Below are 25,613 nucleotides of genomic sequence, written 5' to 3' on the forward strand. Positions count from 1 at the left end.
CGCACGTCACACGTCGGTTCGTGGCTTGACCGATGAACAGGCCCGGTTCCTTAATGGAGCCCAGGTCGGCCACGCCTGCGAGGGGATCCCGTTCCCGGTCACGTGGGCGATGACCAGGTGCTGCACCGATCGTTCGCGAGGAGTTCCTGATGGCCGCTGACCGAGCACTCCCGGAGGACTTCCACGCGCTGTACGACACCGGCGTCCGGAACGCCCGTGGCACGGCGCCGCCGGCTGTTCCGGCTCCCGTGTCGCCGGGCCACCTCCGGATGGACGCGCAGCTCGGCGATCTGGAGGTGGACTACGACCAGGCGACGGCGCTGCCGCACCGCATCGCACGGCGGGCCCCGGCCGCCGGGCTGTCGGGGGAGGCGGGCGCGTCGCCGGAGGAGACCGTCCGGCGCTTCGTCACCGAGCACAGCGACCTGTGGCGGCTGTCCGAGACGGACGCGCAGGGCGTCGAGGTCGTGTCGGTCAGCGGACGGGGACTGCGCACGGTGCAGCTCGTGCAGCGGGCGGACGGCCTGGAGGTCTTCAACTCCGAGGCGACCGCGGCGATCGGCCCGGACGGCGACGTGATCTCCGTGGCCGGCCAGTTCTTCCCCGGCGCCGCGCAGGCGGCCGGCGCCCGCGCGGCCACCACCACCACCGACTCCACCACCGCGGAGGAGGCGATCGCGGTGGCGGCGTTCGACCTGACCGGGGTCGAGTACCCCGCCACGGCCTTCACCGGGACGAGCACGGCGAGCGCCGAGGGCACCGAGGGTGCTGAGACCGGCGACACCGCCGGTGGGGGCTACCGGTTCTACCGCTTCACCGAACCAGCCGGCACTGCACCGGCCGGCACCGGGCGCCCGGCGTTCGAGCGGGCGGTCCGGGTGAAGGACGTGCTGTTCCCGCTGGGGGAGGAGCAGTTCGCCCCCGGCTACTACCTCGAGCTCTGGATCGAGGGCTTCCCGGCCTTCAGCTACGTGATCGACGCGCTCGGGGAGCCGGAGGTGCTGTTCAGGAAGAACCTGCGGGCGGACGCCGCCTTCACCTACCGGGTGTTCAACACGGGGGACGCCCTGTTCCGCCCCGAGGACGGACCGGCGCCTGGCTCTCCGCACCCGACCGGGCGCCCCGACGGGTTCCAGGCCGCCACCATTCCCGACCGGCTGGTCACGCTCGAGAGCCTGCTCCCGGGCGCCCCGTGGCTGCCCGAGGACGCCTCGACCACCCGCGGCAACAACTGCATCGCCTACGCCGACGTCCAGGCCCCGGACGGGAGCAGCTCCGGTGACGTGGACGGTCGGGCCACCGGGTCCCGCACCTTCGACCACGCCTACGACCACGCCCGGCCCGCGAGCGACCCCACCAACCTGCAGGCCAGTCTGGTCGGGATGTTCTTCCACGTGAACTGGCTGCACGACCGCTGGTACGAGGCGGGCTTCGACGAGGCGGCCGGCAACGCCCAGGAGAAGAACTTCACGGGGGCGGGCCTCGGCGGGGATCCGATCCTCGCCGAGGGCAACGACTTCAGCGGCACCGACAACGCCAACATGCAGACCCCGGCCGACGGCGCCAGCCCGCGGATGCAGATGTACGAATTCCGCGGCGTCGCCCCGCTCCCGTCCCGCACCAGCAACTTCGACGCGCTGATCACCTATCACGAGCTCGGCCACTACATCACCAACCGTCTCGTCGGCAACGCCACCGGGCTGGCCAACCAGCAGGGCCGGGCGATGGGCGAGGGCTGGGGCGACTTCTTCGCGATCACGATGACCTCCCAGGTCACCGACGACTTCGGCACCGGCGCCTTCCCCGCCGGCGGGTGGACCGACCTCACCCCCACCTTCACGGACAACTACTACTTCTCCATCCGCCGCTACCCCTACTCCGCGGACCTGGGCAAGAATCCGCTGACGTTCAAGCACATCAGCAACGGAGTGGTGCTCCCGGCCGGCCCGCCGCGCCGTCCGCACGGCGGCGGGCCGAACAGCGAGGTGCACAACGCCGGCGAGATCTGGTGCGCCGCCCTGTGGGAGGTCTTCGTCAACCTCGTCGCCGCCCACGGCCACGCCGAGGCCGAGCGCCGCGTGCTCGAGTACGTGGTCGGCGGGCTCAAGCTCACGCCCGGCATGCCGACCTTCACGCTGGCGCGCGACGGCATCGTCACCGCGGTCGCCGCCCTGAACCCCGGCGATCTCGGCGCGGTGTGGCGCGGTTTCGCCAAGCGCGGCCTGGGCTCCGGCGCCGTGTCCCCGCCCAGCACCTCCACGTCGCTCGCGGGCGTGGTCGAGAGCTTCAGCACGCCGTAGGAGGCGCACCATGACGGCCCTCCGCTTCCACCTGGGAAAGAGCACGGGGAACGACGACGTGCCCCGCGCCGCTGCACCGGACGCACTGCGGGCACTGGCCGCCGCGGCCGCGGACGCCGGTGCCACCTGGACGCGGCTCGGCGACACGCTCCTGGTGACCGGGGCGCCGGCCCAGTTGGAGCGGACGGCCGCCGGCCGAGTCCCCGCGGAGCGGATCGAGGTGCCCGCCGCCCGCCTGCACCTGGTGATCCAGAACGGCCGCCAGTTCCAGCAGGCCCACCCCGAGGTCCCGATCCTGGTCGACCGGGGACGCTACCTCGTCGTCGACCTCGACCCGGCCGAGGCCGGGAGGATCGTCGAGCCGTCCGAGCGGCACCTGCCGTGCTTCGGCGTCCGCCCTCTGCCGGCGGACACCGTGGTCTTCGAGCAGCGGCCACCGGCACCGGCACGGACGCGGGCCGTGGCTGAGCCGCGCGTCGCCGCCGTGTCCCGCGAAGCGTTCGCGGCGGACCTGCGCACCTTCGCCGGTTTCCGGACGCGGCACTCGACCAGCACGGAGTTCCGCACCGCACTCGACTGGGCCGAGGGCGTGCTGCGCGGCTTGGGCTTCGCGACCCGGACCCAGACGGTGGCTCTCCACGGCGGGACCACCCAGAACCTCATCGCCGAGCGGCCGGGTCGCGGCGGCGACGGCCGCGCGGTGCTCGTCACCGCGCACCTCGACTCGATCAACGCCCGGGACGGTGCCACCGCCCCCGCACCGGGCGCCGACGACAACGGGTCCGGTGTGGCCGGGGTGCTCGCCGTTGCCCGGGCGCTGCGGGACCACTCCGGCGCCCGCGACCTGCGGCTCATCCTCTTCGGGGGCGAGGAGCAGGGACTGTTCGGCAGCCGCCACTACGTGGCGGAGCTGGACCAGCAGGCACGCGAGCGCATCCTCGCGGTGGTCAACATGGACATGATCGCGTGCCGGAACACGCCCGCGCCCACGGTGCTGCTCGAGGGCGCCGCAGCGTCCCAGGCCGTGCTGGAGGAGCTGGTTGCCGCGGCGCAGGCACACACCGGCCTGACCGCGCAGACCAGCCTGATGCCCTTCAACAGCGACCACGTGCCGTTCCTCGACGTCGGCATCCCCGCGGTGCTCACGATCGAGGGGGCCGACGGGGCCAACGACCGCATCCACACCGCCGGCGACACCTTGGAGCACGTCGACCACGACCTCGCCCTCGAGATCCTGCGGATGAACGTCGCCTACCTCGTCCGGGCCCTCGGGCACACCTGAGCCCCGGCCGGAGCGGCCGGCGACCGTCTAGAGTACATTCCATGAGAATGGATGAAGCAGCGCGGGTGAAGGCCCTGCACGAGCTGGCCGTGCTGGACACGCCCCGGGAGGAGCGCTACGACCGGATCGTGCGCCTGGCCCAGGACGTCTTCGAGGTGAAGGCCGCCGCGGTGAACCTCATCGACGCCGACCGGCAGTGGACCAAGGCCGAGGTCGGGCTGGGAGAAGCCGGCCACTGCGCTCGGGAGGAGTCCTTCTGCACCTACACCATCTCCCGTCCCGAGGCCATGGTGGTCGCCGACGCCAGAGCGGATGAGCGCTTCCGGACCAACCCGTTCGTGGTGGGGGACCCCCGCATCCGCTTCTACGCCGGCCACCCACTGCGCGCCCCGGGCGGGGAGCGGGTGGGCACGCTGTGCCTGATCGATCCCGCGCCCCGGGACCTGGACGCCCGCAGGCGGCGGATCCTGGCCGAGATGGCCGGATGGGTCGAGCGAGAACTGGCCGCACAGCACGAGATCGATGACGCCGTCCACGTCCAGCGCATGCTCATGCCGAGGACCACTCCTGCGCTCCCCGGCTACGAGCTCGCCGCCCACTACGCCCCGGCCCGTGACCTGGGAGGGGACTTCTACGACTGGTACCTCCTGGGTGAGCAGTTGCAGCTGCACGTGGCAGACGTGATGGGCAAGGGCATCCCCGCGGCCCTGGTGGCCGCCTCGGTACGCTCCGTGCTGCACGGTGCGTCGAAGTACAACGACCAGGCCCGGACGATCGACCGGGTGGGGGACGCCACCCAGCGCATGCTGGAGGACACCGCAGCCTTCGTCACCGCCTTCTCCGCCCGGCTCACTCCTTCCACCGGGGCCCTGACCTATGTCGACGCCGGTCATGGGCTGGCGGTGATCTACGACCACCAGGGCCATCACCGCAGGCTGGACCCGTCCGGGCCACCGCTGGGAGTGCTGCCCGGGACCACCTGGACGGCGCACACTACAACGCTGGCCCCCGGGGAGACCCTGCTGGTGGTCTCCGACGGGTTCCTGGACTACTTCCCCGACATGGACACCGCCCTGGCCAGGGCGGCTGAAGCCAACACCACGAGCGCCACCGCAGCGCACCTGGTGGAGCGTCTCACCCGTTTCGCCACGGCACGGGGACTGGACGACGACACCACCGCTCTGGCGCTGCGCCGCACCCTCGCCTGACGTCCGCCACGAAGTCGATGCTCGGGACCGGTAGCGTAGGAGGCATGACAGTGGAGACGGAGACGCCCGAGGAAACAGCCCGGGTCCGGGCCCTGCACGCACTGAACATCCTGGACACCCCGCGGGAGGAGCGCTACGACCGGGTGGTGCGCATCGCCCAGCAGGTCTTCGGGGTGAAGGCCGCCGCGGTGAACCTCATCGACTCCGATCGGCAGTTCACCAAGGCCGAGATCGGGCTGGACGGACTGGTCCACGCCACTCGCACCGACTCATTGTGCGCCCGTACCGTGGAGGCCGACGAGATGCTGGTCGTTTCCGACGCGGTGACCGACGAGCGCTTCACCGGCAGCTCTTTCATCACCGCGCCGGACCCGGTGCGGTTCTACGCAGGACACCCGTTGCACGCCCCCGGCGGGGAGACGGTGGGGTCGCTGTGCCTGGTCGACGACCGTCCGCGGGAGCTGGACGAGCGGGAGCGGCATCTGCTGGGCGAGATGGCCGGGTGGGTGGAACGCGAGCTGGCCTCGGCTCAGGAGATGCAGCGAGCCGAGCAGGTGCAGCAGATGCTGATGCCCCGCGCCGTCCTCACCACCCCCACGATCGAAGCCGCCGGGCGGTGCCTGCCGGCGAGGGCGCTGGGAGGGGACTTCTACGACTGGATGGTGCTGGACGAGCAGGTGCAGGTCATGGTGGCCGATGTGATGGGCAAGGGGATCCCCGCCGCCCTGCTGGCGGCCTCGGCACGCGCGGTGCTGCGCGGCACGTTCCAGTACAACGCCCCGCCCGAGGCGATGGCTCGCGCGGCCGGGGCGCTGACCCCGCTGCTGGAGCAGGCCGGGGCGTTCATCACCACGTTCATCGCCCGGCTGGACACCGGTAGCGGCGACCTCGAGTACATCGACGCCGGCCACGGCCTGGCGCTGGTCCTGCGCCCTGACGGGACCTGGCGCCAGCTGGTCTCCTCCGGGCCACCGCTGGGTGTGGCGCCGGACTGGACCTGGGACCTCCACACGGACACCCTGCAGCCCGGGGAGACGTTGCTGGTGGTCTCCGACGGGTTCCTGGACTTCTTCGTGGACCTCGAGGAGGCCGTCGCCACCGCCGCGGCGCTGAACACCCTGGCCACGACCGCCGAGGAGCTCGTGGCGCTGTGCCTCGACCACGCCGACTCGTCCGTGGCCCAGGACGACACGACGGTGCTGGCCCTGCGCCGTACCGCCTGATCCAAGTCTGCGCTCCTGATGCCGGCGATGCCGAGCCGGCACCGCTGAGGTGCCGCCGAAGCTCGGTGCTGTCCTCGGGGTGCGGCTACGGCTGGTTCCGGTGGTAATCCCTGCGCAGTTCCCACACGTTGGTGTCGCCGTGGCGTTCGAACACCACCGTGCTCACCAGGGTCTGGATCAGGGCCATGCCGCGACCGCGCTCCGCCAGTTCCTCCACCGCGGGAGTGGCCGCAAAGTCCAGGACGACGGGAGCGGCACCGATCTCGTAGATCTTCGCCTGCAGCCGGTGCGGTGCGGCGGTCATGTTCACCTCGAGTTCCAGGGGCGCTTCGGTCGCCGGCACCGCATGCTCCACCACATTCGTCGCGGCTTCGACCACCGCCAGGGTGAACGCCATCCGGTCGGCCTCCGGTACGAAGTCCGCCTCGTCCCACAGACTGTCGAGGTCGTCGTGCACCGCCTCGACGGTCTCGGCCCGCGCCGGGCCCCGGCGGGACCGGTGCGCAGTGGCCTCAGGCATCGGGAAAGGCCTCCTGCACGGAGCCGTAGGGGGTGAGCACCCGGTCCATGCCGGTCAGCTTCAGCACCATGCGCACCTGGTCGTTCGCCTCGGCGATGCGCAGGTCGCCGCCGGCCTGGCGGGCGAGCTTGAGGCAGCCGATCAGTGCGCCGAGGCCGGAGGAGTCCACGAACTCCACGCCCGCCATGTCGAGGACGACGTGGTGGTGGCCGGCGGCGACCACCTCGGCCATGACCTCCCGCAGCTTTGGGGCCCGCACCATGTTCAGCCGGCCGGTGCCGGCGATCACGGTGTAGCCGGGAGCGTGCTCAACAGTGAACTCCAACAGCTTTCCTTTCCTCAAGGCGGCCCCGGCCCCGGCCGCGGCATCGGCGCCGAGCGCCGGGAATGTCGGTCGCCCACGATTCTGTCATCACAGTAGCGGGCGGACGGCCGCCCCCGGTGGATCATCGGTGGACTGTCGAGCGCAGGGACGCCGGCACGTCAGCGGGGGACGACCCTGAACAGGAAGCGCGTCTTCACCATCACCCAGAGCACACCGAGGATGACCACGTAGGCGCCGGTGTTGAGCCACAGGTTCCCCTGCTGCAGGGCGGGGACGTTGGCGGCGAGGAGGATCAGGAACACGTGCAGGATGAAGACGTAGAGGGTGGCCTGACCCAGGGGGATGAGGAACCAGCCGAGTGCGCGCTCGAGCGGTCGCCAGTAGGCGCTGAGCAGCGCGTAGCCGGTGATGATCACCAGCAGCACGTTGACCAGCCGGCCGACGCCCAGGAACGTTCGTTCGAAGAAGCTGTCGTAGACGGTGCGGAACGTGGTGTCCGGCAGCAGGGCCAACCGGATGTCGTAGGCGTTGGTGAAGTACGGGCTGGACCAGGAGAAGACGGCGAACGCGACGGTCAGGAGCACGCAGGAGACCAGCAGCACCCGTCGTGACGGGGCCGAGAACCAAGTGATGATCTGGCGTCGGTAGTAGCCGGCGACCATGCCCAGGACGAACAGCACCTGCCACACCAGCAGCGGAAAGGAATTCTCGAACTGGGACGGCAGCAGCCGGAAGCGGGTGGACGTGCCCACGGCGTACAGGCCCAGGCTGGCGACCAGCACCAGCCACGCCCTGCCGCGTGCCAGAGCCACCAGGACCAGGGGGCTCAGGGCCAGCAGAATCACGTACAGGCCCATGACGTTGAACTGCCACGGACCGATCTGCAGCAGGAACACCGAGGGGATCAGGTGGGCGGGGACGGGGAACCGGAAGAACCCATCCATGCCGGCGTAGAGATCGTAGGTGGTCCCCGCACCGCCTGCGCCGGCGGCGCCGGTGCCCTGGTCGGTGAAAGTGGTCACGGCGGTGGCGTCGAGGAAGGGCAGGCGGCTGAGCAGGAAGACGAGCAGCACCACGGCCAGGGCGGTGACGTAGAGCTTCCACGCGCGTCTGCTGGTGCGGTCCACCACGTCCCCGAGTCCTTCCTTGACCCGGGGGCCGTACACCATGCCCAGCACCGCTCCCGAGAGCAGGACGAACAGCTCGGCCCCAGAGACCACCCCGATGGTCTCCTGACTCAGCACCTGGAACAGCGAGGTCAGCCCGACATGATTGATGACCACGAAGACGATGGCCATCCCGCGGAGCATGTCGAGGCGGGCGTCCCGCGAGGAGTCGCTCGCATAGGTCCACCGTCGGACGGGTCCTCGCCGGAGCGGGACCAGGCACAGGACCAGGGCCACGGCCAGGGCGGCCGCCGCCACGGTCCAGGCCGTGGCACCGTCCAGGGCAGTGCCCGTGGTGGCCGCGGCCGTTCCCTGCAGGGCGGACTGTTCGACCACCGGCCCCCGCACCACCCCGGACCGGTCCAGGTCCTCGGCGAAGGCGCTCGCCAGCTCGTGGTCGGCCGTCACGCGCCAGTCGACGGTCAGGACCCCGTCCTCGCGCTGGTCCACCGTCTCGTTCCACACCACGGCACCGATCCGCTCGTACTCCCCGGCGGAGGCCGTGGCGACAACCTGGTCCCACCAAGCGCTCTTGACCTGCGCCTCGGAGGGCCCGCCCTCGGCGTCGGGGCTGTAGAAGGCACCCGTCTCCACCATCAACGGCTTGTCATGGCCCGCGGCGTAGGCGGCGTAGAAGCCCTCCCCGTCCGGCGGACCGGTCACCGACGCCGGACCGAGCAGCGCGGCGAACTTCCCCGCCTCAGGGATCGCGTTGCTGGCAGGACCGTCACGGGTCTCGTCGTGATAGGCGGTGAGTCCCACCCAGTCCACGACGTCGTCGCCGGGGTAGTACGGGCTGTAGGCATCGTCGTCGGCGTCCCACACCCCGTCCCCGGTGGTGTCCAGGGCGCCGAGAGCACCGCCCTCCGGGCCGGTGGTGGACGACGCCCGGAAAGGGTAGTCCTCGGCCGCGGTGGGCGACCAGACCATCACCGGGTCCTCGAACTCGTCGGCGAAGGCGGCGGCCACGGTGCGGAAGGCTTCCGCGTAGGCCTCCGGCTGCTGCCCCCACGGAACCCAGGAGGCGTTCATCTGTGGGGCGAAGCGGACGAACACGGTGCCGTTGTACCCCTCGGCCACGTCGGCCACCTGCGCGGCCAGGACCGCGGCCCGCGCGTCGTCCACCCGGGCCAGGGGCATCTCGGGCCGGATGGTGAGCAGGGCGTGGGCGCCCTGGGCCGAGACCTGCCCGAAGTAGTCCCGCAGATAGCCCTGCTCCTGCTCGCTCATCGGCAAGGGGACCGGGCGGCCGTAGAGACCTGCCGGCGCGCCGAGGCGTCCGGCGTGGTCGGCGGCGGAGTCCGTGGCCCAGTCCAGCAGTGCCCCCAGATACGGGCCCTCGCTCGAGGCAACCGGTGACGGCGGGTTCCCGGTGGCCCGCGCCGGGGCGGCATGGAGTAGACCGGACACGCTCATCAGCAGCACCAGGAGCAGCGCCACGGCCGCAGGCGCCTCCCAGGAACGGTGAACGCTGCGATTCACGGTGCCTCCGACCATCGTCTCGACGAGAACTGCACATCCTGTCCGAAGCCGCACCAGGCAACCACCACAGAGGACGCCCACCGGCGAACGCCTGGAGCAGGCACGGAAAGAATACTGCTCGGCAACGACGTCCGCGCATAGCACTGCCAGTACCACCAGCCCCCGGACGGTGGCTGCGATCGACCGCTCGAGCGGTTGCTGACCAAACTTGTCCTGCCACAGCACGGTGACTGCGCTGAAAGAGCTGCTTGGACAAGACCACGCTGTCAAGGCGGTCGCCTGGGTGACCGGCATAATACGGATATGCCGGTCACTCCACCGAAGATTGAGATTGCCTCTTCTTCCCGGATCCTATGGATCCTGCCTCCGGAGTTCCGGCCCCACATGTAGTCCTTTCTGCAGGCTTGCCCCCGTAGGATTCGAGGAAGGTTCCATGATGAGCACCCCAGGTCCCGCACGGCCGATGACCCCTCCAGCCGGCCTCGTCCCCGACCCCCTTGCCCCGATCCCCGATGGGCGCCGCGCAACGGGCCTTCCGGAGAATCTCGCCGAGTACGGTGACGCCCAGGAACGGCCGACGGATCTCATCCAGCGTGTCCTGGTCGCCGCGGGGGAGGTCGAGGAAGCGGAGTGGGCCCTTGACCAGGTCCTTGACACCGCCGCCACTTCGGACGAGGAGATCGGGCTGGGCTTCGACATTGCCCCCGTGGACGGCGCCCTGGAGTCGGCGCGGTGGGCACTGGACCAGGCGGTGGCCGCTCTGCACGCGGAACTGCGCGCGGCGGCGGAATCCAGGGTCCCGCTCTCGGACCTCGCCGAAGCGTCAGGGCTCCAGGCCAGTGCACTGCGCACCGTCCTGCACGTTGCCTCCGACACTGCCGCCCTCACCGACAACTCACCCTGACACGCAGGGAAGCGCCGATGAAAAGAATGGATATCTGAAACAGTGCGCCGCGGGACCTGCTCACAAGGGATTCGCCGGCCAGGCGAGCCTAGCTTTGGCTCAGGCGCACCTGAAACTATGACGCCGAGACTGCCCGCGGCAGCTGCAATCCCTGGCGGCGGGCCTGTAGTTCCGCTTCCATCTGGTCAGCCCATAGACGTGACTGGTGCTCGAAGTTCGACACGAACCCGATGGCCAGCACCACCACCGCGGCCACCAGGATGGCGATCAACGAAGGCCCCGGGGTGCCACCTGCCCCGACCGACACGCACAGTCCGGCGGTGGCCACCACGGCAGCAAGCCCCCCAGTACCCGTTGTGACAGTGATCAGCGCGCCTGCCATCGGACTACCTCCTGAAGCTACATCTAGACTTTAGTCTATTTCATACACCCTGGTAACTTGATGTGTCAACATGTATGAGGATGCCCTCGGCGCTGTTCTCGATCGCCGGAACAGCGGGGCTTCTGCCCCAGATGTGACCAATGCCGACACCCCTTCTTGCTCAAGGAGCACGCACTTCCATCATGGCCACCGACTACGACGCCCCGCGCACCCGGCCCGAGGACGAGCCGGTCAACGAGTCCCTGGGGGCGATCCAGGTCCAGCGCAGCGCCACCACCCAGACCGCGGTCATCGACGCCGAGTTCTTCGACACCGCCGAGGGCATCGATTTGCCCGGTGCCGATCTCTCCCGTGAAGAACATTCTGTTCAGGTCGTGCCTGAGCAGGCCGACGAGTTCACCTACGGCTCCAGCTTCCTGGTCCGCCACCGCTCCCAGCTGCCCCATCAGAAGAACGGTGCCAGCTGCTGCAGCGACTGCGAGGGCTGAGCCCGACGGTTTTCGCACGCCGGGACACCCAGCACTGAGACGGCAAGTTGAGGCCTGAGGTGGCGTCTCAGCGGTCGCGGTGGGTGAGACTCACCTGAAAGGTCAGGGCCACGGGGTCGTGGTGCACCCCGGCCAGCACGGCCAAGTCGGGCCCGTAGAGGTTGCCCACGACCTGGTGGCAGGTGCGGTCGCCCAGCAACGGGCCGGCGGTACCCAGTCGCCGCCCCGCACGGTCGGTGACCTCGGCCAGATACAGCCCGTCCTCGACGTCATCGCAGATTAACAGCAAGGATGTCGCGCACGGATGGCGAGTGCGCACCCGCAGGATCAGCTCTTCCAGGGCGGCGATCGTCAGCTCGTGGCGGGCTTGCAGAAACGCCCGACGGGCGGTCTCAAAGGCTGGATGGGTTGGGGTCGGGCCTTGTCCATCAGCTGGAGCCCTCCTGTCCCTCATGCCCTGAGCCTACTCATGACCCCAGGCCGCATGCGTTGGTGACTGAATGAAGCCGACCACCGGCGAAGTTCTGCCACTCCTGCCGGCCGAGTGCAGCCCCTCCTTTCCTGGCTTGCCACGTTTGCGGGAGTCCCACCGATGGGGGTCGCCCCATTGCCGACCCCCAGTGCCTTGACGAACTGCCCGCAGAGTTGCCCCGAGAGTTGTCAGGGGCGATCAACGCCCACCCCCTGGCTCCCGTGGATGCGTCAGAGTTCGCTGCACCGTTGCCCTGGGGCTCGCCCTGCTCCCGAAAGCGTCATGGTGAGTACCACATGGGATAAAGCCTCGAATAGCCATCCGAGTGTGATGTTGCTTACTATGTCCACACCATTTGCGGAGTTGCTCGTGGGAGCAGCTCCGGCTCCCTTGAGCGATCGTTGATCTGAGGGAGTCTGATGTCCATCACCTTTCAGCCCGTGCCCCTGACGGATCGACGGCTCTTCGAGGCCCGGGTCGGTGAAGCCGCCCTCGCCCTGCACCGCGAGGGGCACGATCCGGAGAGAATCTGCCAGGAAGCGACGCGGATCGGTCAGCGCTACCTCTGGGTGGACGCCCGCACGGTGGCCAACGCCCTGGTGGACGCCTTGGGCCCGGGATGGGGCGCCATCTACCTCCATTGGCTGTGGAGCCAGGACGACGAGTCCTGACCCATGGCTGTTCAGCCACGGCATTCCTGCTGGCCGCGTGCAAGCACGGTCAGCGCGCCCATGAGGACTGGCCCTGCTCCCGTGCGGCGCAACCCTAAGAGGAGAGTCCCTGAGGGCTGCGATCACGCGACCGAGCGCTGTAGTGAGTGACCGCTCCGGGGAGCGCTGGATCCGGGTGGTGACCAGCAGGAGCCACGGGGCGGTACCGGCAACACCCGTCTTCATGAGCTGTTCGACAGGGCGGCAGAACTGGCCCGTCTCCCGTGGAAACGGTGCCTGTGCGCGGATGAGCCGGTCGAGGGACCGGGTACGCACCATGCTTCGCGCAGGACCGGCCCCCGGTCAGGACCTGGTCAACAAAGACTGGGAAGAGTCCCGTGACGGATTCGAAAGGACAACCCCATGCATCTTGCACCCACCTGGTTCACTGATCCGGTCTCCCCGGTGTTCGGCGCGACCTCGGCTGCCGCCTTCGGCGCGTTGAGTCTGATCGATCCGTCCCGATTGAATCTGGTGCGTCGTCGGGTCTACCGGGCGGGGGTGGCGGCGACCACGGCGTGGTGGGCGGGGGTCACCACCGACCGGACCGCGCTGGTGCCGGCCAATGTGGTGGCCGGTGTGGCCGCCGGGGCAGCGGTGCTGGCCCTCTCCGATGCCTCCGAGAGCCTGGATGCCCGAATCGTACGCCGGCTGGAGACGGCCGGGGTGTGCCACCCGCGGCGGTGGCTGGCCGCAGTCTCGGTGGCCAGTGTCCTGGTGGGCTACGCCGTCGACCGTGCCGGGGCCCGCGCTGATGCCCAGGCTCTGAAGGTGGGGGAGGGGTCGGTGCGCACCCGTGCACTCACCCCTGCGGTGCGCGAGGTGGTCCACGGAATCCTGCAGGCCACCGATACCGCCAGTGCTCCGGTGCTGCTGGGGCAGCTGACGGTCGCGCAGGAGTCCTTTTTCGACGACGGCGTCGAGGAGTTCTCCACCATCGTGGAGTTCCAGGTGCCCGAAGACGTGGTGCGCGTGGTGCCCCACCACCAGACCTACCCTGTCCGGGCCCGGTACCAGACACCTGATGGCACGCAGCTGCAGATCAGTCTTCAGCTCCTGGAGGGCAAGCTGTCCCACCTGGCCATCGACTTCGCCGACGAGGCCTACCTCGAGGATGAGAACGCGATCAACGTTGTCGAAGAGCTCATCGACCAGTGGCCGGACCCGGCCGATCTTCGGTACGTCCACGAGGGCCCGGACGGTCACCAGCTTCCCCTGTCCTGACAACTATGCTGGACGCGCACGGGCGGGTGAGACCTCGGCCCCAGGCCACCGACAGGGAGATGATGTGCACCGTTTCTGGATCCGTCTGCTGGTTCTGCTGACCGTCATCCTCGGAGTGAACTACGTGGGCTGGCGGTGGATGGAGTCGCTGAACTGGTCGGCGTGGTGGATCGCGGTGCCGCTGGTGCTGGCCGAGACCTACAGCCTGATCGACGTGATGCTGTTCGGTCTGACGATGTGGCGGCTCAAGGAGCGCACGCCCCCGGAGGCCCCGCCGGGACTGACCGTGGACGTCTTCATCACCACCTACAACGAGCCGCTGGACATGGTCATGGACACTGCGCTCGCCGCCCAGCGCATCCGGTACCCCCACGCCACGTGGATCCTCGACGACGGGGCGCGCGAGGAGCTGCGGGAGCTGGCCGAGGCCCACGGCATCGGTTACCTCACCCGCAGCGCGGAGTGGAAGAACCGACCCCGCCATGCGAAGGCCGGCAACCTCAACAACGCCCTGATGCTCACCCAGGGCGAGTTCATGCTCATCCTCGACGCCGACCAGATCCCGGAGCCCGAGATCCTGGACCGGACCCTCGGGTACTTCAACAACCGCAAGGTCGCCCTGGTCCAGACCCCGCAGTACTTCGTCAACGTCCCCGACGACGATCCGCTGGGCAGTCAGGCACCCCTGTTCTACGGTCCGCTCCAGCAGGGCAAGGACGGCTGGAACGCGGCCTTCTTCTGCGGCTCCAACGCGATCCTGCGCCGGGAGGCGCTGATGCAGCTGGGCCTGGTCGGCTACGTGGAGGAGGTCGAGCGCAACATCCGCAGCGCGCTCAAGGGCTCGCGCGCGGCGGTGCGCCGGGCGCGCCGGTCCGCGCAGGGGGCCGACCCGGTGGTCGCCCGGCTGCTCGACGAGGTGGAGCAGGCCACACGGACGGCCGGCACGGACCTCAAGGCCGGGCGGTCCTTCAGCGAGATCACCTACGAGCTGCGCCGCACGGTCGACGACGCCGTCCAGGAGCTCGTCGCCGCGGACTTCTCCGCGTTGCAGGCGGACCTGGCGGAGATCTCCGCGATGGGCCTGGACGCCGGCCATGAACACCTGACCCCGGAGGAGGTGGAGGCAGCGGTCGCGCAGCTCTCCGCCCGGGAGTGGTCGCCGCTGGGGGCGCTGGAGTCCGTGCAGGCGGTGCTCGACGCCATCTCCGTGGAGCGCGGCGACGAGGCGCAACCGGTGATGCCGCTGGCGACGATCTCGGTGACCGAGGACATGGCAACCGCCATGCGGATGCACGCCCTGGGGTGGCGCAGCGTCTACCACCACGAAATCCTGGCGCTGGGTCTGGCCCCGGAGGACCTCAAGACCATGCTCACCCAGCGTCTGCGCTGGGCGCAAGGCACCATCCAGGTGCTGCTGCGGGAGAACCCGCTGTCCAAGCGGGGCCTGAAGTGGACCCAGCGCCTGATGTACTTCGCCACCATGTGGAGCTACCTGTCCGGCTTCGCCGCGGTGGTCTACATCGCGGCGCCCATCATCTACCTCCTGTTCGGCGTCCTGCCCGTCACCAGTCTCAGCACGGACTTCTTTATCCGGTTCGTCCCCTTCATGATCGTCAACCAGGTGCTGTTCGCGGTGGCCGGTCGAGGGGCGAAGACCTGGCGGGGACAGCAGTACAGCCTGGCCTTGTTCCCCACCTGGATCAAGGCGTGCACCACGGCCGCGCGCAACGTGTGGTTCGGCCGCCCGCTCGGGTTCGCCGTCACCCCGAAGGTGAAGGAGGGCAACAGCCGGGACTGGCACCTGATCCGGCCCCAGCTGATCGCCATGGGCCTGCTCGCCGCGGCGGCGGTCGTCGGCTCCGTCCGCCTGGCGGTGGGGTTGAACGAGCCGCTCGGCACCCTCGTCAACGTCGCCTGGGTGGTGTTCGATCTCGTGGTGCTGAGCGTGCTGATCAAGGCGGTGCGCTACGAGGGGTTCGTCCCGGAGGAGGAACCCGCGCCGACCGAGGCTCACTGATGTCGCCTGGAACCCTGGGCAGGGCCGGGCCGCGCCGACAGGGTCTGCCCGGGGTCGGGCACCATGCGAGCCCTCCGGACCGACGCTCCGTGCTCATCGCTGCCGCTACGGCGGCCCTGGTGACCGCCTGCACCGAGAGGACCACGATCGAAACCTTTCCTCCCCATCACCGCACCCGCTCGCTGGAGCACGGCGTCTTCCTGCCCCACGGGCCACAGGACGGACCGGCCTTCAGCACCATGATCGGCGCAGCACCACAGTGGATGCTGCTGTTCCGGGACTGGACCCACGAAACCCCGCCGCTGGGCGACCTCGAGGCCGTGCGGGCCCAGGGGGCGACCCCCGTCCTCACCTGGGAACCCTGGTACGCCCCGGGCGCAGACACTGCACCCGCGAGCGCCTCCCGGCAACCGGCTTTCGCCCTGACCCGGTTGCTCGCCGGGGATCACGACCACCGCATCAGCACCTGGGCAGGAGCCCTGGCCTCGTGGGGCCACGAGGTCGTCCTGCGGTTCGCGCACGAGATGAACGGCGCCTGGTACCCGTGGGGGGCGGGCGTGCAGGGCAACACCGCCGATCAGTACGTCCGGGCCTGGCGCCACGTGCACGACCGGTTCGCCGCGGCCGGTGCCGCCAATGTCCGCTGGTGCTGGGCGCCCAACGTCCCGGCCCCCGGCGCCGGCACGGAGGGCGCGCAGCTCGCCGACTACTTTCCCGGCGCGGACGTGGTGGACGTCCTGGGCATCGACGGCTACAACTGGGGGCTCCCGAATCCTCCGCTGTCCTGGACTCCGCCCGCGGAGCTCTTCGGCCCCGGCCTCGAGGTCCTGCGCAGCCTGGGAACCCGGTTGCCGATCATGGTGACGGAGACGGCGTCGGCGGAGGGGCACGGGGCCGGGCACGCCAAGGCCGACTGGATCACCCAGCTCTTCGACTACCTGACCCGACAGGGGGACGTGCGCGGCGTCATCTGGTTCCAGGAGCGCAAGGAGCGCGACTGGAGGGTGAACTCCTCGTCTGCCGCCGAGACCGCCTATCGCCACGCTGTGGCGCAGCTGCGCTGAGACGCGCGGAGGGAAAACCCGCTCAGGCTCCCACGTAGGCCGCGAGGTGCTCGCCCGTGAGGGTGGAGCGGGCGGCGACGAGCTCGGCGGGGGTGCCCTCGAACACGATTCGGCCGCCGTCGTGGCCGGCACCGGGGCCGAGGTCGATGATCCGGTCCGCGTGGGCCATGACCGCCTGGTGGTGCTCGATGACGATCACCGACTTGCCGGAGTCGACCAGCCGGTCGAGCAGCCCGAGTAGCTGCTGCACGTCGGCGAGGTGCAGACCCGTGGTCGGCTCGTCGAGGACGTAGACGCCGCCCTTCTTGCCCAGGTGGGTGGCCAGCTTGAGCCGCTGGCGCTCGCCGCCGGAGAGCGTGGTGAGCGGCTGGCCGAGGCTGAGGTAGCCCAGTCCCACGTCGGCGAGCCGGTGCAGGATGGCGTGGGCGGCCGGGGTGCGGGCGTCGCCGGCGCCGAAGAACTCCTCGGCCTCCTGGACCGGCATCGCGAGCACGTCGGCGATGTTGCGCCCGCCCAGGTTGTACTCGAGGACCGCGGCCTGGAACCGCCTGCCCTCGCACTCTTCGCAGGTGGTGGCCACCCCGGCCATCACACCTAAGTCGGTGTAGATGACGCCCGCGCCGTTGCAGGCCGGGCAGGCGCCCTCCGAGTTGGCGCTGAACAGCGCCGGCTTCACCCCGTTGGCCTTGGCGAAGGCCTTGCGGATGGGGTCCAGCAGTCCCGTGTAGGTGGCCGGGTTGCTGCGGCGGGAGCCGCGGATGGCGCCCTGGTCGATCGAGATCACGTCCTCACGGCCGAGCACCGAGCCGGTGATCAGCGAGCTCTTGCCGGAGCCGGCCACCCCGGTCAGCACCGTGAGCACGCCGAGCGGGATGTCGACGTCGACGGACCGCAGGTTGTGGGTGTCGGCGCCGCGCACCTCCAGCACTCCGGAGGGGGTGCGCACGGAGGTCTTCAGGGCGGCGCGGTCGTCCAGGTGCCGGCCGGTGAGGGTGCCGCCGGCGCGCAGCCCCGCCACGGTGCCCTCGTAGCAGACGGTGCCGCCGGCCGTGCCGGCGCCGGGGCCGAGGTCGACCACGTGGTCGGCGATCGCGATGGTCTCCGGCTTGTGCTCCACGACCAGCACCGTGTTGCCCTTGTCCCGCAGCCGCAGCCGCAGCAGGAGGTTGTTCATGCGCTGGATGTCGTGCAGGTGCAGCCCGATGGTCGGCTCGTCGAAGACGTAGGTGACGTCGGTGAGCGAGGAGCCGAGGTGGCGGATCATCTTGGTGCGCTGGGACTCGCCGCCGGAGAGCGTGCCCGAGGACCGGTTGAGCGAGAGGTAGCCCAGCCCGATCTCCACGAAGGAGTCGAGGGTCTCGCCCAGCACGGTGAGCAGCGGCGCCACGGACGGCTCGTCCAGCTCCCGCACCCACGCGGCGAGGTCGCTGATCTGCATCGCGCAGGCCTCGGCGATGTTGATCCCCCGGATCGTTGAGGACCGGGCGGCCGCGCTGAGCCGGGTGCCGCCGCACTCGGGGCAGGCGGTGAACGTCACGGCCCGCTCCACGAAGGCGCGGATGTGCGGCTGCAGGGCGGCCACGTCCTTGGACAGGAAGGACTTCTGCATCCGGGGGATCAGGCCCTCGTAGGTGAGGTTGATGTTGTCGACCTTGATCTTGGTCGGCTCCTTGTGGAGCAGGTCGTGCAGCTCGGTCTCGGTGTAGTCGCGGATCGGCTTGTCCGGGTCGAGGAAGCCGGAGCCGCCGTAGATCCGGCCGTACCAGCCGTCCGCGCTGTAGCCGGGAATCGTGAGCGCGCCCTCGTTGAGGGACTTGGAGGCGTCGTAGAGCTGGGTGAGGTCGAAGTCGTTGACCTGACCCATGCCCTCGCAGCGCGGGCACATGCCGCCGGTGATGGAGAAGCTGCGCCGTTCCTTGACGGTCTTGCCGCCGCGCTCCATGGTCACCGCGCCCGCGCCGCTGATCGAGGCGACGTTGAAGGAGAACGCCTTCGCCGTGCCGATGTGCGGCTGCCCGAGCCGGCTGAAGAGGATCCGCAGCATCGCGTCCGCATCGGTGGCGGTGCCGACCGTGGAGCGGACGTTGGCGCCCATCCGCTCCTGGTCCACGATGATCGCGGTGGTGAGCCCGTCGAGGACGTCGACGTCGGGCCGGGCCTGCGTGGGCATGAAGCCCTGCACGAAGGTGCCGTAGGTCTCGTTGATCAGCCGCTGCGACTCCGCGGCGATCGTGCCGAACACCAGCGAGCTCTTGCCGGACCCGGAGATCCCGGTGAACACCGTCAGCCGGCGCTTGGGGAGCTCCACGCTGATGTCCCGGAGGTTGTTCTCGCGGGCGCCCTGGACGCGGATCAGGTCGTGGCTGTCCGCCACGTGCGGCGCGGGGGACTGCGGGTCCTGTTTCGGGGGTGTGCTCATCGTGTCTCCATCCCTGGGGGCGCCGTCATCAGGACTCCCGACGACGCCGCCCGGTTCGATTCGACCGGTTCCGAGCTTACGTCCGGCCCGCCCACCGCTCGAGGATTCAGCGCAGCCGACAGCAGAGCCGCTCAGGGCGGAGCCGCGCACAGCAGAAACGGGTTCCGCTCCGATTCGCCCGGGTCCACGCTGGGCCCATGAACACCACCACCGCACCACCCCGGACTCCGATCGACGACGAGCTCGCCTCCCGGCTGCTGGAGCAGCGCATCATCGTGCTGGGCGCCGAGCTGGACCAGGCCACCGGCAACCGGCTGTGCACGCAGCTGCTGCTGCTCTCCGCCCAGGACCCGCGGCGGGACATCAGCCTCTGGATCAACTCCCCGGGCGGCTCCGTTCCGGCCATGCTCGCGATCATGGACGTCATGCGGATCATCCCCAACGACGTGTCCACCCTCGCCATGGGGCTGGCCTGCAGCGCCGGGCAGTTCCTGCTCTCGGCCGGCACCCCGGGCAAGCGCAGCGCCCTGCCGCACGCCCGGATCCTGCTGCACCAGGGCTCGGCCGGGATCGGCGGCACCGCCGTGGACATCGCCATCCAGGCCGAGGACCTGCGCCACACCCGGGACACCGTGCTCGGGCTCATTGCCGAGCACACCGGGCAGCCGCTCGAGCGGATCGTGGCCGACTCCCAGCGGGACCGCTGGTTCACCGCCGAGGAGGCCCTCGCCTACGGGTTCGTGGACCGGGTCATCGCCGGGCTCGACGACGTACGGCCCCGCTCCGCCACCACCGCCGCGGCGGGGGTGGGGTCGTGAGCAGCTACCCGGTGCCCTACGTCGTCGAACGCACCCCGAACGGCGAGCGCAGCATGGACGTCTTCAGCCGGCTGCTGGCGGAGCGGATCGTCTACCTCGGCACCGAGATCGACGACGGGGTCGCCAACGTCCTGATCGCCCAGCTGCTCTACCTGGACTCCTACGGCTCGGATCAGCCGATCGGCTTCTACGTCAACTCCCCGGGCGGTTCCACCACGGCGATGCTCGCCGTCTACGACGCCATGCAGCACGTGGCCGCGCCCGTGGAGACCACCTGCGTGGGCCAGGCGGCCTCGGCCGCGGCGGTGCTGCTGGCGGCCGGCGCCCCGGGGCGCCGCTCGGTGCTGCCCCACGCCCGGGTGGTGCTGCACCAGCCGGCCGCGCAGGGCCAGGGCACCATCCCGGACCTCATCCTCGAGGCCGAGGAGATCGCCCGCACCCGGGAGCAGCTGGAGCAGGTGCTCGCCCGGCACACCGGGCGCACCCCGGAGCAGATTCGCGAGGACACGGACCGGGACCTCGTGCTCACCGCCGAGGAGGCGGTGCGCTACGGGGTGGCCGACCGGGTCGTGACCCCGCGGGAGGTCCGGGTTCGGTGAACCGGGCGGGACCAGGGGAGGGCGCTCAGACGGCCAGGGCCACCGGCCCGGCCAGGCAGACCGGCCCGCCCGGGACGGCCCGGGCGGCCGGGGCGCTGTCGAGCAGCACCCCGGTGGTCCCCTCGGTGAGATCGACGAGGTTCAGTCCCAGGGCACCGACCACCGCGGCGATGATCTCCGAGGAGGGGTCCTTCACCCCGCGCTCGATCTCGGAGAGGTACTGCGTGGAGACCCCGGAGACGCGGGCCACCTGCGCCAGCGTCAGCCCCTGCGCCAGGCGGTGGCGGCGCAGGAACATCCCCAGCACGGACCGCCACAGCGGGTCCACGGGCGCTCGCGGCGCGGCACGCTCCCGCGGCGCGGGTGCCGGAAGGTGGGCCGGCGACGAGGCGGATGTGGGGCGGATCACGTCCTTCATGGACCCATGCTAGGTCCGTACGGGCGCCGACGGGCGGGTCGTCTGCTGTGAGCGGAGCACGGTGTCCTGTCCACGCGGCGGGCGCGGTGGGATACTGCTCACATGGATTCGCCGCAGGTGGGCGACCACCTCCACGAGGGCACGGAGGCGCTCGAGCACGGCGACTGGGTCGGCGCGCGCCTGGCCTTCGAGCACGTCCTGGACGGCGGCGGATCCCCCGGCGAGGCGGTGGCCGCCGAAGGCCTGGGTCTCGCCCTGTGGTTCGAGGGCCAGGTGGCGCAGGGCATCGCGTGCCGCGAACGGGCCGTCAGCGGATACATCACGCAGCGCCGGTTCGGCGACGCCGCCCGGGTGGCGGTCTGGGTGTCCGAGCAGCACCAGCTGTCCGGGCGGCCGTCCGCGGCGCGGGGCTGGCTGGCCCGGGCCGAGCGGATCATCGACGGCACCCCCATGAGCGAGGGGCACGGGTGGGTGGCGGTCGGGCGGGCCCAGCAGGCCGCGTCCGTCGAGGAGCAGGCGGCCCAGGCGGAGCAGGCCCACCGCATCGGCCGGGAGACCGGCGCCGAGGACCTCGAGATCCTCGCGCTGAGCCTGCTCGGCCAGGCGGAGCTCACCGCCGGCCACCGGGAGCCGGGCCTGCGCCTGCTCGAGGAGGCCATGGTCGCGGCCACGGCCGGCAGGATCCGCAACATCCACACCATGGGCTCGGCCTACTGCCACCTGGTCATGGCCTGCGCCGAGGCGGAGGAGTGGGAGCGGGCCAGGGAGTGGTGCGAGCACGTCGAGAACTTCGCGCAGACCCACCGGGCGGCGCCCCTGCTGGGGGTCTGCCGGACCGTGCACGCCGACGTGCTGGTCGCCACGGGTCACTGGACCGAGGCCGAGGAGGCGCTGGAGTCCGCCCTCGCCTCCCACGCCCGGGCGATCCCGGAGCTCAGCGTCCCGGCGCTCGCCACCCTGGCCGAGCTGCGGATCCACCAGGGCCGCCTGCGCGAGGCGGAGCAGCTGCTGTCCGGACGGGAGGAGCACCCGTCCTCATTGCGCGCCCTGGCCCTGCTCCACGTCGCCGAGGGGCGACCGCGGGTGGCGGTCTCCCTGCTCGAGCGCGGGCTGTCCGAGACGGAGGGGCACGCGGTGCGCACCACGCAGCTGCTGGCCGCCCTCGTCGACGCCACCCTGGCAGCCGGGGACCTCGGGGCCGCCGAGGCCGCCACCGCGAACCTGCACCGCATCGCCGGGGAGTCCGGGATGCGGCTCGGCTCGGCCCGCGCCGATCTCGCCGCGGCCCGGGTCGCCCTGGCCACCGGCGACCGGGCGGCGGCCGCCGAGCACGCCCGACGAGCACTGCGCGCCTTCGGTGCGCTGGCGATGCCGCTGGACGCCGGGGCGGCCCGGCTCGAACTCGCCCGGTCGATCATGGCCGCATCGCCCGACCTGGCGCGGGAGGAGGTGCTGGCCGCCCAGACCGTCTTCCGCGACCTGGGGGCGTCCCGGGAGCTGGACGCCGCGGCCCGGCTCCTGCGCGAGCTCGGGGGCGGTACGGGCCCCCGGCCGCGGAACGGGGGAGAACTGACCTCGCGCGAGCACGAGGTGCTGGACCTGATCGCCCTCGGAATGTCCAACGCGCGGATCGCGAGAGCCCTGAGCATCAGCGAGAAGACCGCCGGACACCACGTGAGCAGGATCCTGATGAAACTCGGTGTCCACAACCGCGCCGAGGCGGCCGCGCACGCGGTGAACAGGGGACAGGCGTAAGCGGGCAGGAGCACAGGGACAGGCGAAGGGGAGGGATAGGGAACGAATAGGGAGTTCTCCCGATGTTCCGACCTGTCGATCGGCGGATGCTGGAACGCATGACACAGCTTCACAACACCCCAGCAGCAGACCTCGACCCGAGGCGCCCGTTCCCTCGACCAGGAGACCCCGTCATGAGCCAGACCATCAGCCCCCGGATCGCGGACCACGAGCTCGAGGCCAAGCACCGCGCCATCTGGGCCTCGGGCGACTACCCGACCATGGTGGAGACGTTCCTGCTCCCGCTGGGCCCGCGCCTGGTCGGGGCGGCCGGCATCACCGCCGGCCAGCGCGTCCTCGACGTCGGCGCCGGCAACGGCAACGCCTCCCTCGCCGCGGCCACCACGGGCGCCCGCGTCACCGCCGGCGACCTCACCCCCGAGCTGCTCGACGACGGCAGGCGGCGCGCCGCGGCCGCCGGACTCGACCTGGAGTGGGTCGAAGCCGACGCCGAGCACCTACCGTTCGAGGACGCCTCCTACGACGTGGTGATGTCCTCGATCGGCGCCATGTTCGCCCCCCACCACCAGCAGACGGCCGACGAGCTGGTGCGCGTGACCCGCCCCGGCGGGACCCTCGCCCTCCTGAGCTGGACACCCGCAGGACTGGTGGGCGAGCTGTTCCGCACGATGAAGCCCTTCGCCCCCACCCCGCCGCCGGGCGTGCAGCCCCCGCCGCTGTGGGGGAGCGAGGAGCACCTGCGGGGGCTCTTCGGCGGACGGGTGGACTTCCACACAGTGGGCCGGGACGTCCTCGAGGTCACCGCGTTCGAGCGGCCCCGCGACTTCGGCGAGCACTTCAAGGCCAACTACGGCCCCACCATCGCCGTGCGGAAGAACGCCGAGCGCGAGGGGCGTGCCGCGGAGTTCGACGCGGCGCTCGACCAGCTCTGCGACGAGTGGAACCGGGGCACCGCCGACCAGGCACGGTTCGAGATCGAGTACCTGGTGGCGGTCGGCACCCGGCCGCGATCTTGACTGGCAACCAATAGGTTGCCTACTCTGGGGGCGTGGACATCGTGTTCCAGGCCCTGGCCCATCCCGCGCGCCGGATCCTCCTCGAGGAGCTCGCCGCGCGGGATGACCAGAGCCTCTTCGAGCTCACCGTGCGGCTCATCAACGACCACGGCCTGGCCATGACCCGGCAGGCCGTGACCAAGCACCTGGCCGTGCTGCGCGAGGCCGGCCTGGTGACCTCCACCGTCCAGGGGCGCACCACGGTGCACCACCTGGACACCTCCCCGCTCACCGACGCGCGGCAGTGGATGGACTCCCTGCCGCCCCCGCCGAAGGACACGCCGTGATCATCACCTACGCCTCCGTCTTCGTGGACGACCAGCAGAAAGCCCTGGAGTTCTACACCGACAAGCTCGGCTTCCAGCTCAAGGTCGACGTGCCGACCGGTCCCTACCGGTGGCTGACGGTCGTCTCGCCGCAGGCCCCGGACGGGGTGCAGCTGCTGCTCGAGCCCTCCGAGCACCCGGCCGTCCACCCGTTCAAGGACGCACTGGTGGCCGACGGCATCCCGTTCAACAGCTTCGGGGTCGAGGACGTGCACGCCGAGTACGAGCGGCTCACCGCCCTGGGCGTGCGCTTCGTGCAGGAGCCGACCGCGATGGGCCCGGTCACCACCGCAGTGCTCGACGACACCTGCGGCAACCTCATCCAGATCGCCCACCTGAACGACCCGGAAACCGCTGGGCAGTGAGCGAGGTTTGTGACTCGACCGTCCTTGGGGACGGAAGCTTGTCCCACAGGTTCGAGGCGAATCGATAGCGCTGTAGTCAGGCCCTGGTGAGTGGACGTCTTTGACGGCGACGCAGGCGCGGCGCCGGATGCGGGGCGAGTTCATCGCGTCCCTCGCCTCTCGGTGCTGTCCGGCCACAGTGCAGGCGACGGAAGCGATCCTCCCCACGCTGGTGAAGAGGATGTCATGAGCCACGATCCCGATCTGCCCCGCTGATCCATGTGGAGGTCAACGCAGATGAGTTGGAGGAACTGCGTGCCTTCGCCACCGAGATCGACGCGGACCTGGGTTGCCGGGCGACACCGCGGCGGAAGGCCGAAGGCTGGGTCGTGGACGCCTACTCGCCGGAGGACCGTCTCGAGACCGCGCGGGGCGCCCGCCTCGCCGGCCGGGTGCAGCTTCGAGGGGGCCGAGACCACGCACTGGATGCCGTGGGCGTCCAAGGCTCTGGCCAGCCCGAAGCCGGTCCGGCCGGCCTGGTAGGCCACCGACACCGGACCGGGCAGGTCCTGGAACCAGGACCAGATGTGGCCAGGATCGGGGGTCGGCAACCCTCCAATCTGTGTGAGTGGGGCCCAGGCTTGCAATCCTCGGTCACCAGCTGCCTCTAATGACCCGTGGCAAGCCGGAGACCGGCTGCCAGACGTCTCGTGCGCTGTCGGCGGTCTGGATCGCCGGCCGATCGTCGTGCGCAACCGGGTTCGACGCCGGGTCCTACACCGGCTGGTGCTGGACCTGATGCTCGTAGGCCTTGACAGGACAGGCACCCTAGTCGAAATTGACAGCACGGGCTCGACAGCACGCGCCTCATGTTCCCGCGCACACGCCATGACCGACGCCACGTCAGCCATGGTTAATGGTCAACGGCTTGCCATCGATGAACTCCCGGTCACGGGTGCCGACCACGTGGAAGTCCGGTGTCTGGGACTCCGGCATGCGGCGCTGACGTGGTTGCGCAGCCGGTGATAGCTGCCGCGGAAGAGCCCGCCGTTCCAGACGATGAGCAGGGTCGCTGTGGACAAATCGTTGTAGGTGCCGTCCAAGGACAGCTG

At 70.5% G+C, this 25,613-nt stretch carries 23 protein-coding genes; 16 read left to right on the top strand and 7 right to left on the bottom strand.

The features are described from left to right. The first annotated feature begins 149 nt into the window (after window positions 1-149). Genes RF647_RS03420 through RF647_RS03435 form a run of 4 tightly spaced genes read left to right on the top strand, consistent with a single transcriptional unit; the run spans window position 150 to window position 6,013 of the window. Window positions 150-2,300, top strand: coding sequence for a M36 family metallopeptidase (locus tag RF647_RS03420; RefSeq protein ID WP_368810514.1), 2,151 nt, complete (start codon window positions 150-152; stop codon window positions 2,298-2,300). Between the two features lie 10 nt (window positions 2,301-2,310). After that, on the top strand, window positions 2,311-3,582 hold the full coding sequence (locus RF647_RS03425; RefSeq protein WP_368810515.1) for a M28 family metallopeptidase: 1,272 nt from the start codon (window positions 2,311-2,313) through the stop codon (window positions 3,580-3,582). A 41-nt stretch (window positions 3,583-3,623) separates the two neighbouring features. After that, window positions 3,624-4,790, top strand: coding sequence for a PP2C family protein-serine/threonine phosphatase (locus RF647_RS03430; protein WP_368810517.1), 1,167 nt, complete (start codon window positions 3,624-3,626; stop codon window positions 4,788-4,790). Window positions 4,791-4,834: 44 nt separating this feature from the next. Continuing rightward, complete coding sequence (locus RF647_RS03435; protein WP_368810518.1) at window positions 4,835-6,013, top strand: PP2C family protein-serine/threonine phosphatase; 1,179 nt, start codon at window positions 4,835-4,837, stop codon at window positions 6,011-6,013. 85 nt (window positions 6,014-6,098) lie between these two features. On the opposite strand, the gene RF647_RS03440 is transcribed toward RF647_RS03435, so the two are convergent. The 3 genes from RF647_RS03440 to opgC all read right to left on the bottom strand — a co-directional run bounded on the left by RF647_RS03440 (window position 6,099) and on the right by opgC (window position 9,506). Beyond that, window positions 6,099-6,533 (bottom strand): ATP-binding protein, encoded by a 435-nt coding sequence (locus tag RF647_RS03440; RefSeq protein WP_368810519.1) that lies wholly within the window; start codon window positions 6,531-6,533, stop codon window positions 6,099-6,101. Further along, a complete protein-coding gene (locus tag RF647_RS03445) occupies window positions 6,526-6,858 on the bottom strand; it encodes an STAS domain-containing protein (RefSeq protein WP_368810520.1) in 333 nt (110 codons plus the stop codon). The genes RF647_RS03440 and RF647_RS03445 overlap by 8 nt, the downstream gene beginning before the upstream one ends. Window positions 6,859-7,016: 158 nt before the next feature. Continuing rightward, window positions 7,017-9,506: an OpgC domain-containing protein gene (gene opgC / locus RF647_RS03450; RefSeq protein ID WP_368810521.1), complete on the bottom strand. Its 2,490-nt coding sequence runs from the start codon at window positions 9,504-9,506 to the stop codon at window positions 7,017-7,019. Window positions 9,507-9,969: 463 nt separating this feature from the next. Between opgC and RF647_RS03455 the strand changes: the two genes are divergently transcribed. After that, window positions 9,970-10,410 carry a hypothetical protein gene (locus tag RF647_RS03455; protein WP_368810522.1) on the top strand — a complete coding sequence of 147 codons (441 nt, stop codon included), beginning with the start codon at window positions 9,970-9,972 and terminating at the stop codon, window positions 10,408-10,410. Between the two features lie 115 nt (window positions 10,411-10,525). Here the strand turns inward: RF647_RS03455 and RF647_RS03460 are convergent, their stop codons facing one another. Beyond that, window positions 10,526-10,792: a hypothetical protein gene (locus RF647_RS03460; RefSeq protein ID WP_368810523.1), complete on the bottom strand. Its 267-nt coding sequence runs from the start codon at window positions 10,790-10,792 to the stop codon at window positions 10,526-10,528. Window positions 10,793-10,974: 182 nt separating this feature from the next. Between RF647_RS03460 and RF647_RS03465 the strand changes: the two genes are divergently transcribed. Next, on the top strand, window positions 10,975-11,280 hold the full coding sequence (locus RF647_RS03465; RefSeq protein ID WP_368810524.1) for a DUF4193 domain-containing protein: 306 nt from the start codon (window positions 10,975-10,977) through the stop codon (window positions 11,278-11,280). A gap of 67 nt (window positions 11,281-11,347) precedes the next feature. On the opposite strand, the gene RF647_RS03470 is transcribed toward RF647_RS03465, so the two are convergent. Beyond that, complete coding sequence (locus RF647_RS03470) at window positions 11,348-11,734, bottom strand: hypothetical protein (RefSeq protein ID WP_368810525.1); 387 nt, start codon at window positions 11,732-11,734, stop codon at window positions 11,348-11,350. A gap of 437 nt (window positions 11,735-12,171) precedes the next feature. Between RF647_RS03470 and RF647_RS03475 the strand changes: the two genes are divergently transcribed. The 4 genes from RF647_RS03475 (at window position 12,172) to RF647_RS03490 (ending at window position 16,767) form a co-directional block, all read left to right on the top strand. After that, entirely contained in the window at window positions 12,172-12,423 is a 252-nt protein-coding gene (locus RF647_RS03475; RefSeq protein WP_368810526.1) for a hypothetical protein, read from the top strand. Window positions 12,424-12,825: 402 nt separating this feature from the next. Next, window positions 12,826-13,686 (top strand): hypothetical protein, encoded by an 861-nt coding sequence (locus tag RF647_RS03480; RefSeq protein WP_368810527.1) that lies wholly within the window; start codon window positions 12,826-12,828, stop codon window positions 13,684-13,686. A gap of 64 nt (window positions 13,687-13,750) precedes the next feature. Beyond that, the gene (locus tag RF647_RS03485) at window positions 13,751-15,703 is read left to right on the top strand and encodes a glycosyltransferase (protein WP_368810528.1); all 1,953 of its coding nucleotides are present in this window, start codon (window positions 13,751-13,753) and stop codon (window positions 15,701-15,703) included. Window positions 15,704-15,792: 89 nt separating this feature from the next. Continuing rightward, complete coding sequence (locus RF647_RS03490; protein WP_368810529.1) at window positions 15,793-16,767, top strand: glycoside hydrolase family 26 protein; 975 nt, start codon at window positions 15,793-15,795, stop codon at window positions 16,765-16,767. Between the two features lie 22 nt (window positions 16,768-16,789). On the opposite strand, the gene RF647_RS03495 is transcribed toward RF647_RS03490, so the two are convergent. Beyond that, window positions 16,790-19,186: an ATP-binding cassette domain-containing protein gene (locus RF647_RS03495; RefSeq protein WP_368810530.1), complete on the bottom strand. Its 2,397-nt coding sequence runs from the start codon at window positions 19,184-19,186 to the stop codon at window positions 16,790-16,792. Between the two features lie 197 nt (window positions 19,187-19,383). Between RF647_RS03495 and RF647_RS03500 the strand changes: the two genes are divergently transcribed. Both RF647_RS03500 and RF647_RS03505 read left to right on the top strand, forming a co-directional pair. Beyond that, window positions 19,384-20,004: a ClpP family protease gene (locus tag RF647_RS03500; protein WP_017832348.1), complete on the top strand. Its 621-nt coding sequence runs from the start codon at window positions 19,384-19,386 to the stop codon at window positions 20,002-20,004. Further along, a complete protein-coding gene (locus RF647_RS03505; RefSeq protein WP_368810531.1) occupies window positions 20,001-20,603 on the top strand; it encodes a ClpP family protease in 603 nt (200 codons plus the stop codon). Before RF647_RS03500 ends, RF647_RS03505 begins: the two co-directional genes overlap by 4 nt. Window positions 20,604-20,628: 25 nt before the next feature. Here RF647_RS03505 and RF647_RS03510 read toward each other — a convergent pair whose 3' ends face one another. Then, window positions 20,629-21,021, bottom strand: coding sequence for a helix-turn-helix domain-containing protein (locus RF647_RS03510; RefSeq protein WP_368810532.1), 393 nt, complete (start codon window positions 21,019-21,021; stop codon window positions 20,629-20,631). A 102-nt stretch (window positions 21,022-21,123) separates the two neighbouring features. On the opposite strand from RF647_RS03510, the gene RF647_RS03515 reads away from it, so the two are divergent. The 4 genes from RF647_RS03515 (at window position 21,124) to RF647_RS03530 (ending at window position 24,522) form a co-directional block, all read left to right on the top strand. Continuing rightward, window positions 21,124-22,776, top strand: a complete 1,653-nt coding sequence (locus RF647_RS03515) for a LuxR C-terminal-related transcriptional regulator (protein ID WP_368810533.1) — start codon at window positions 21,124-21,126, stop codon at window positions 22,774-22,776. Between the two features lie 173 nt (window positions 22,777-22,949). Further along, entirely contained in the window at window positions 22,950-23,792 is an 843-nt protein-coding gene (locus RF647_RS03520) for a class I SAM-dependent methyltransferase (protein ID WP_368810534.1), read from the top strand. A gap of 32 nt (window positions 23,793-23,824) precedes the next feature. Further along, the gene (locus RF647_RS03525; RefSeq protein WP_109222818.1) at window positions 23,825-24,118 is read left to right on the top strand and encodes a helix-turn-helix transcriptional regulator; all 294 of its coding nucleotides are present in this window, start codon (window positions 23,825-23,827) and stop codon (window positions 24,116-24,118) included. Next, a complete protein-coding gene (locus RF647_RS03530) occupies window positions 24,115-24,522 on the top strand; it encodes a VOC family protein (RefSeq protein ID WP_368810535.1) in 408 nt (135 codons plus the stop codon). Before RF647_RS03525 ends, RF647_RS03530 begins: the two co-directional genes overlap by 4 nt. Window positions 24,523-25,613 lie beyond the last annotated feature (1,091 nt).

The sequence above is a fragment of the Kocuria sp. CPCC 205263 genome, from assembly GCF_040981075.1.
Taxonomy (GTDB): Bacteria; Actinomycetota; Actinomycetes; order Actinomycetales; family Micrococcaceae; genus Kocuria; species Kocuria rosea.

Excerpts from the sequence above, each read along its gene's own strand:
- RF647_RS03500 (WP_017832348.1), top strand. The coding sequence starts at position 19,384 with ATGAACACCACCACCGCACCACCCCGGACTCCGATCGACGACGAGCTC.
- RF647_RS03520 (WP_368810534.1), top strand. The coding sequence starts at position 22,950 with ATGAGCCAGACCATCAGCCCCCGGATCGCGGACCACGAGCTCGAGGCC.
- RF647_RS03470 (WP_368810525.1), bottom strand. The coding sequence starts at position 11,734 with ATGAGGGACAGGAGGGCTCCAGCTGATGGACAAGGCCCGACCCCAACC.
- RF647_RS03430 (WP_368810517.1), top strand. The coding sequence starts at position 3,624 with ATGAGAATGGATGAAGCAGCGCGGGTGAAGGCCCTGCACGAGCTGGCC.
- RF647_RS03455 (WP_368810522.1), top strand. The coding sequence starts at position 9,970 with ATGACCCCTCCAGCCGGCCTCGTCCCCGACCCCCTTGCCCCGATCCCC.
- RF647_RS03460 (WP_368810523.1), bottom strand. The coding sequence starts at position 10,792 with ATGGCAGGCGCGCTGATCACTGTCACAACGGGTACTGGGGGGCTTGCT.
- RF647_RS03515 (WP_368810533.1), top strand. The coding sequence starts at position 21,124 with ATGGATTCGCCGCAGGTGGGCGACCACCTCCACGAGGGCACGGAGGCG.
- RF647_RS03425 (WP_368810515.1), top strand. The coding sequence starts at position 2,311 with ATGACGGCCCTCCGCTTCCACCTGGGAAAGAGCACGGGGAACGACGAC.
- RF647_RS03435 (WP_368810518.1), top strand. The coding sequence starts at position 4,835 with ATGACAGTGGAGACGGAGACGCCCGAGGAAACAGCCCGGGTCCGGGCC.
- RF647_RS03465 (WP_368810524.1), top strand. The coding sequence starts at position 10,975 with ATGGCCACCGACTACGACGCCCCGCGCACCCGGCCCGAGGACGAGCCG.
- RF647_RS03495 (WP_368810530.1), bottom strand. The coding sequence starts at position 19,186 with ATGAGCACACCCCCGAAACAGGACCCGCAGTCCCCCGCGCCGCACGTG.
- RF647_RS03420 (WP_368810514.1), top strand. The coding sequence starts at position 150 with ATGGCCGCTGACCGAGCACTCCCGGAGGACTTCCACGCGCTGTACGAC.
- RF647_RS03480 (WP_368810527.1), top strand. The coding sequence starts at position 12,826 with ATGCATCTTGCACCCACCTGGTTCACTGATCCGGTCTCCCCGGTGTTC.
- RF647_RS03475 (WP_368810526.1), top strand. The coding sequence starts at position 12,172 with ATGTCCATCACCTTTCAGCCCGTGCCCCTGACGGATCGACGGCTCTTC.
- RF647_RS03440 (WP_368810519.1), bottom strand. The coding sequence starts at position 6,533 with ATGCCTGAGGCCACTGCGCACCGGTCCCGCCGGGGCCCGGCGCGGGCC.
- RF647_RS03510 (WP_368810532.1), bottom strand. The coding sequence starts at position 21,021 with ATGAAGGACGTGATCCGCCCCACATCCGCCTCGTCGCCGGCCCACCTT.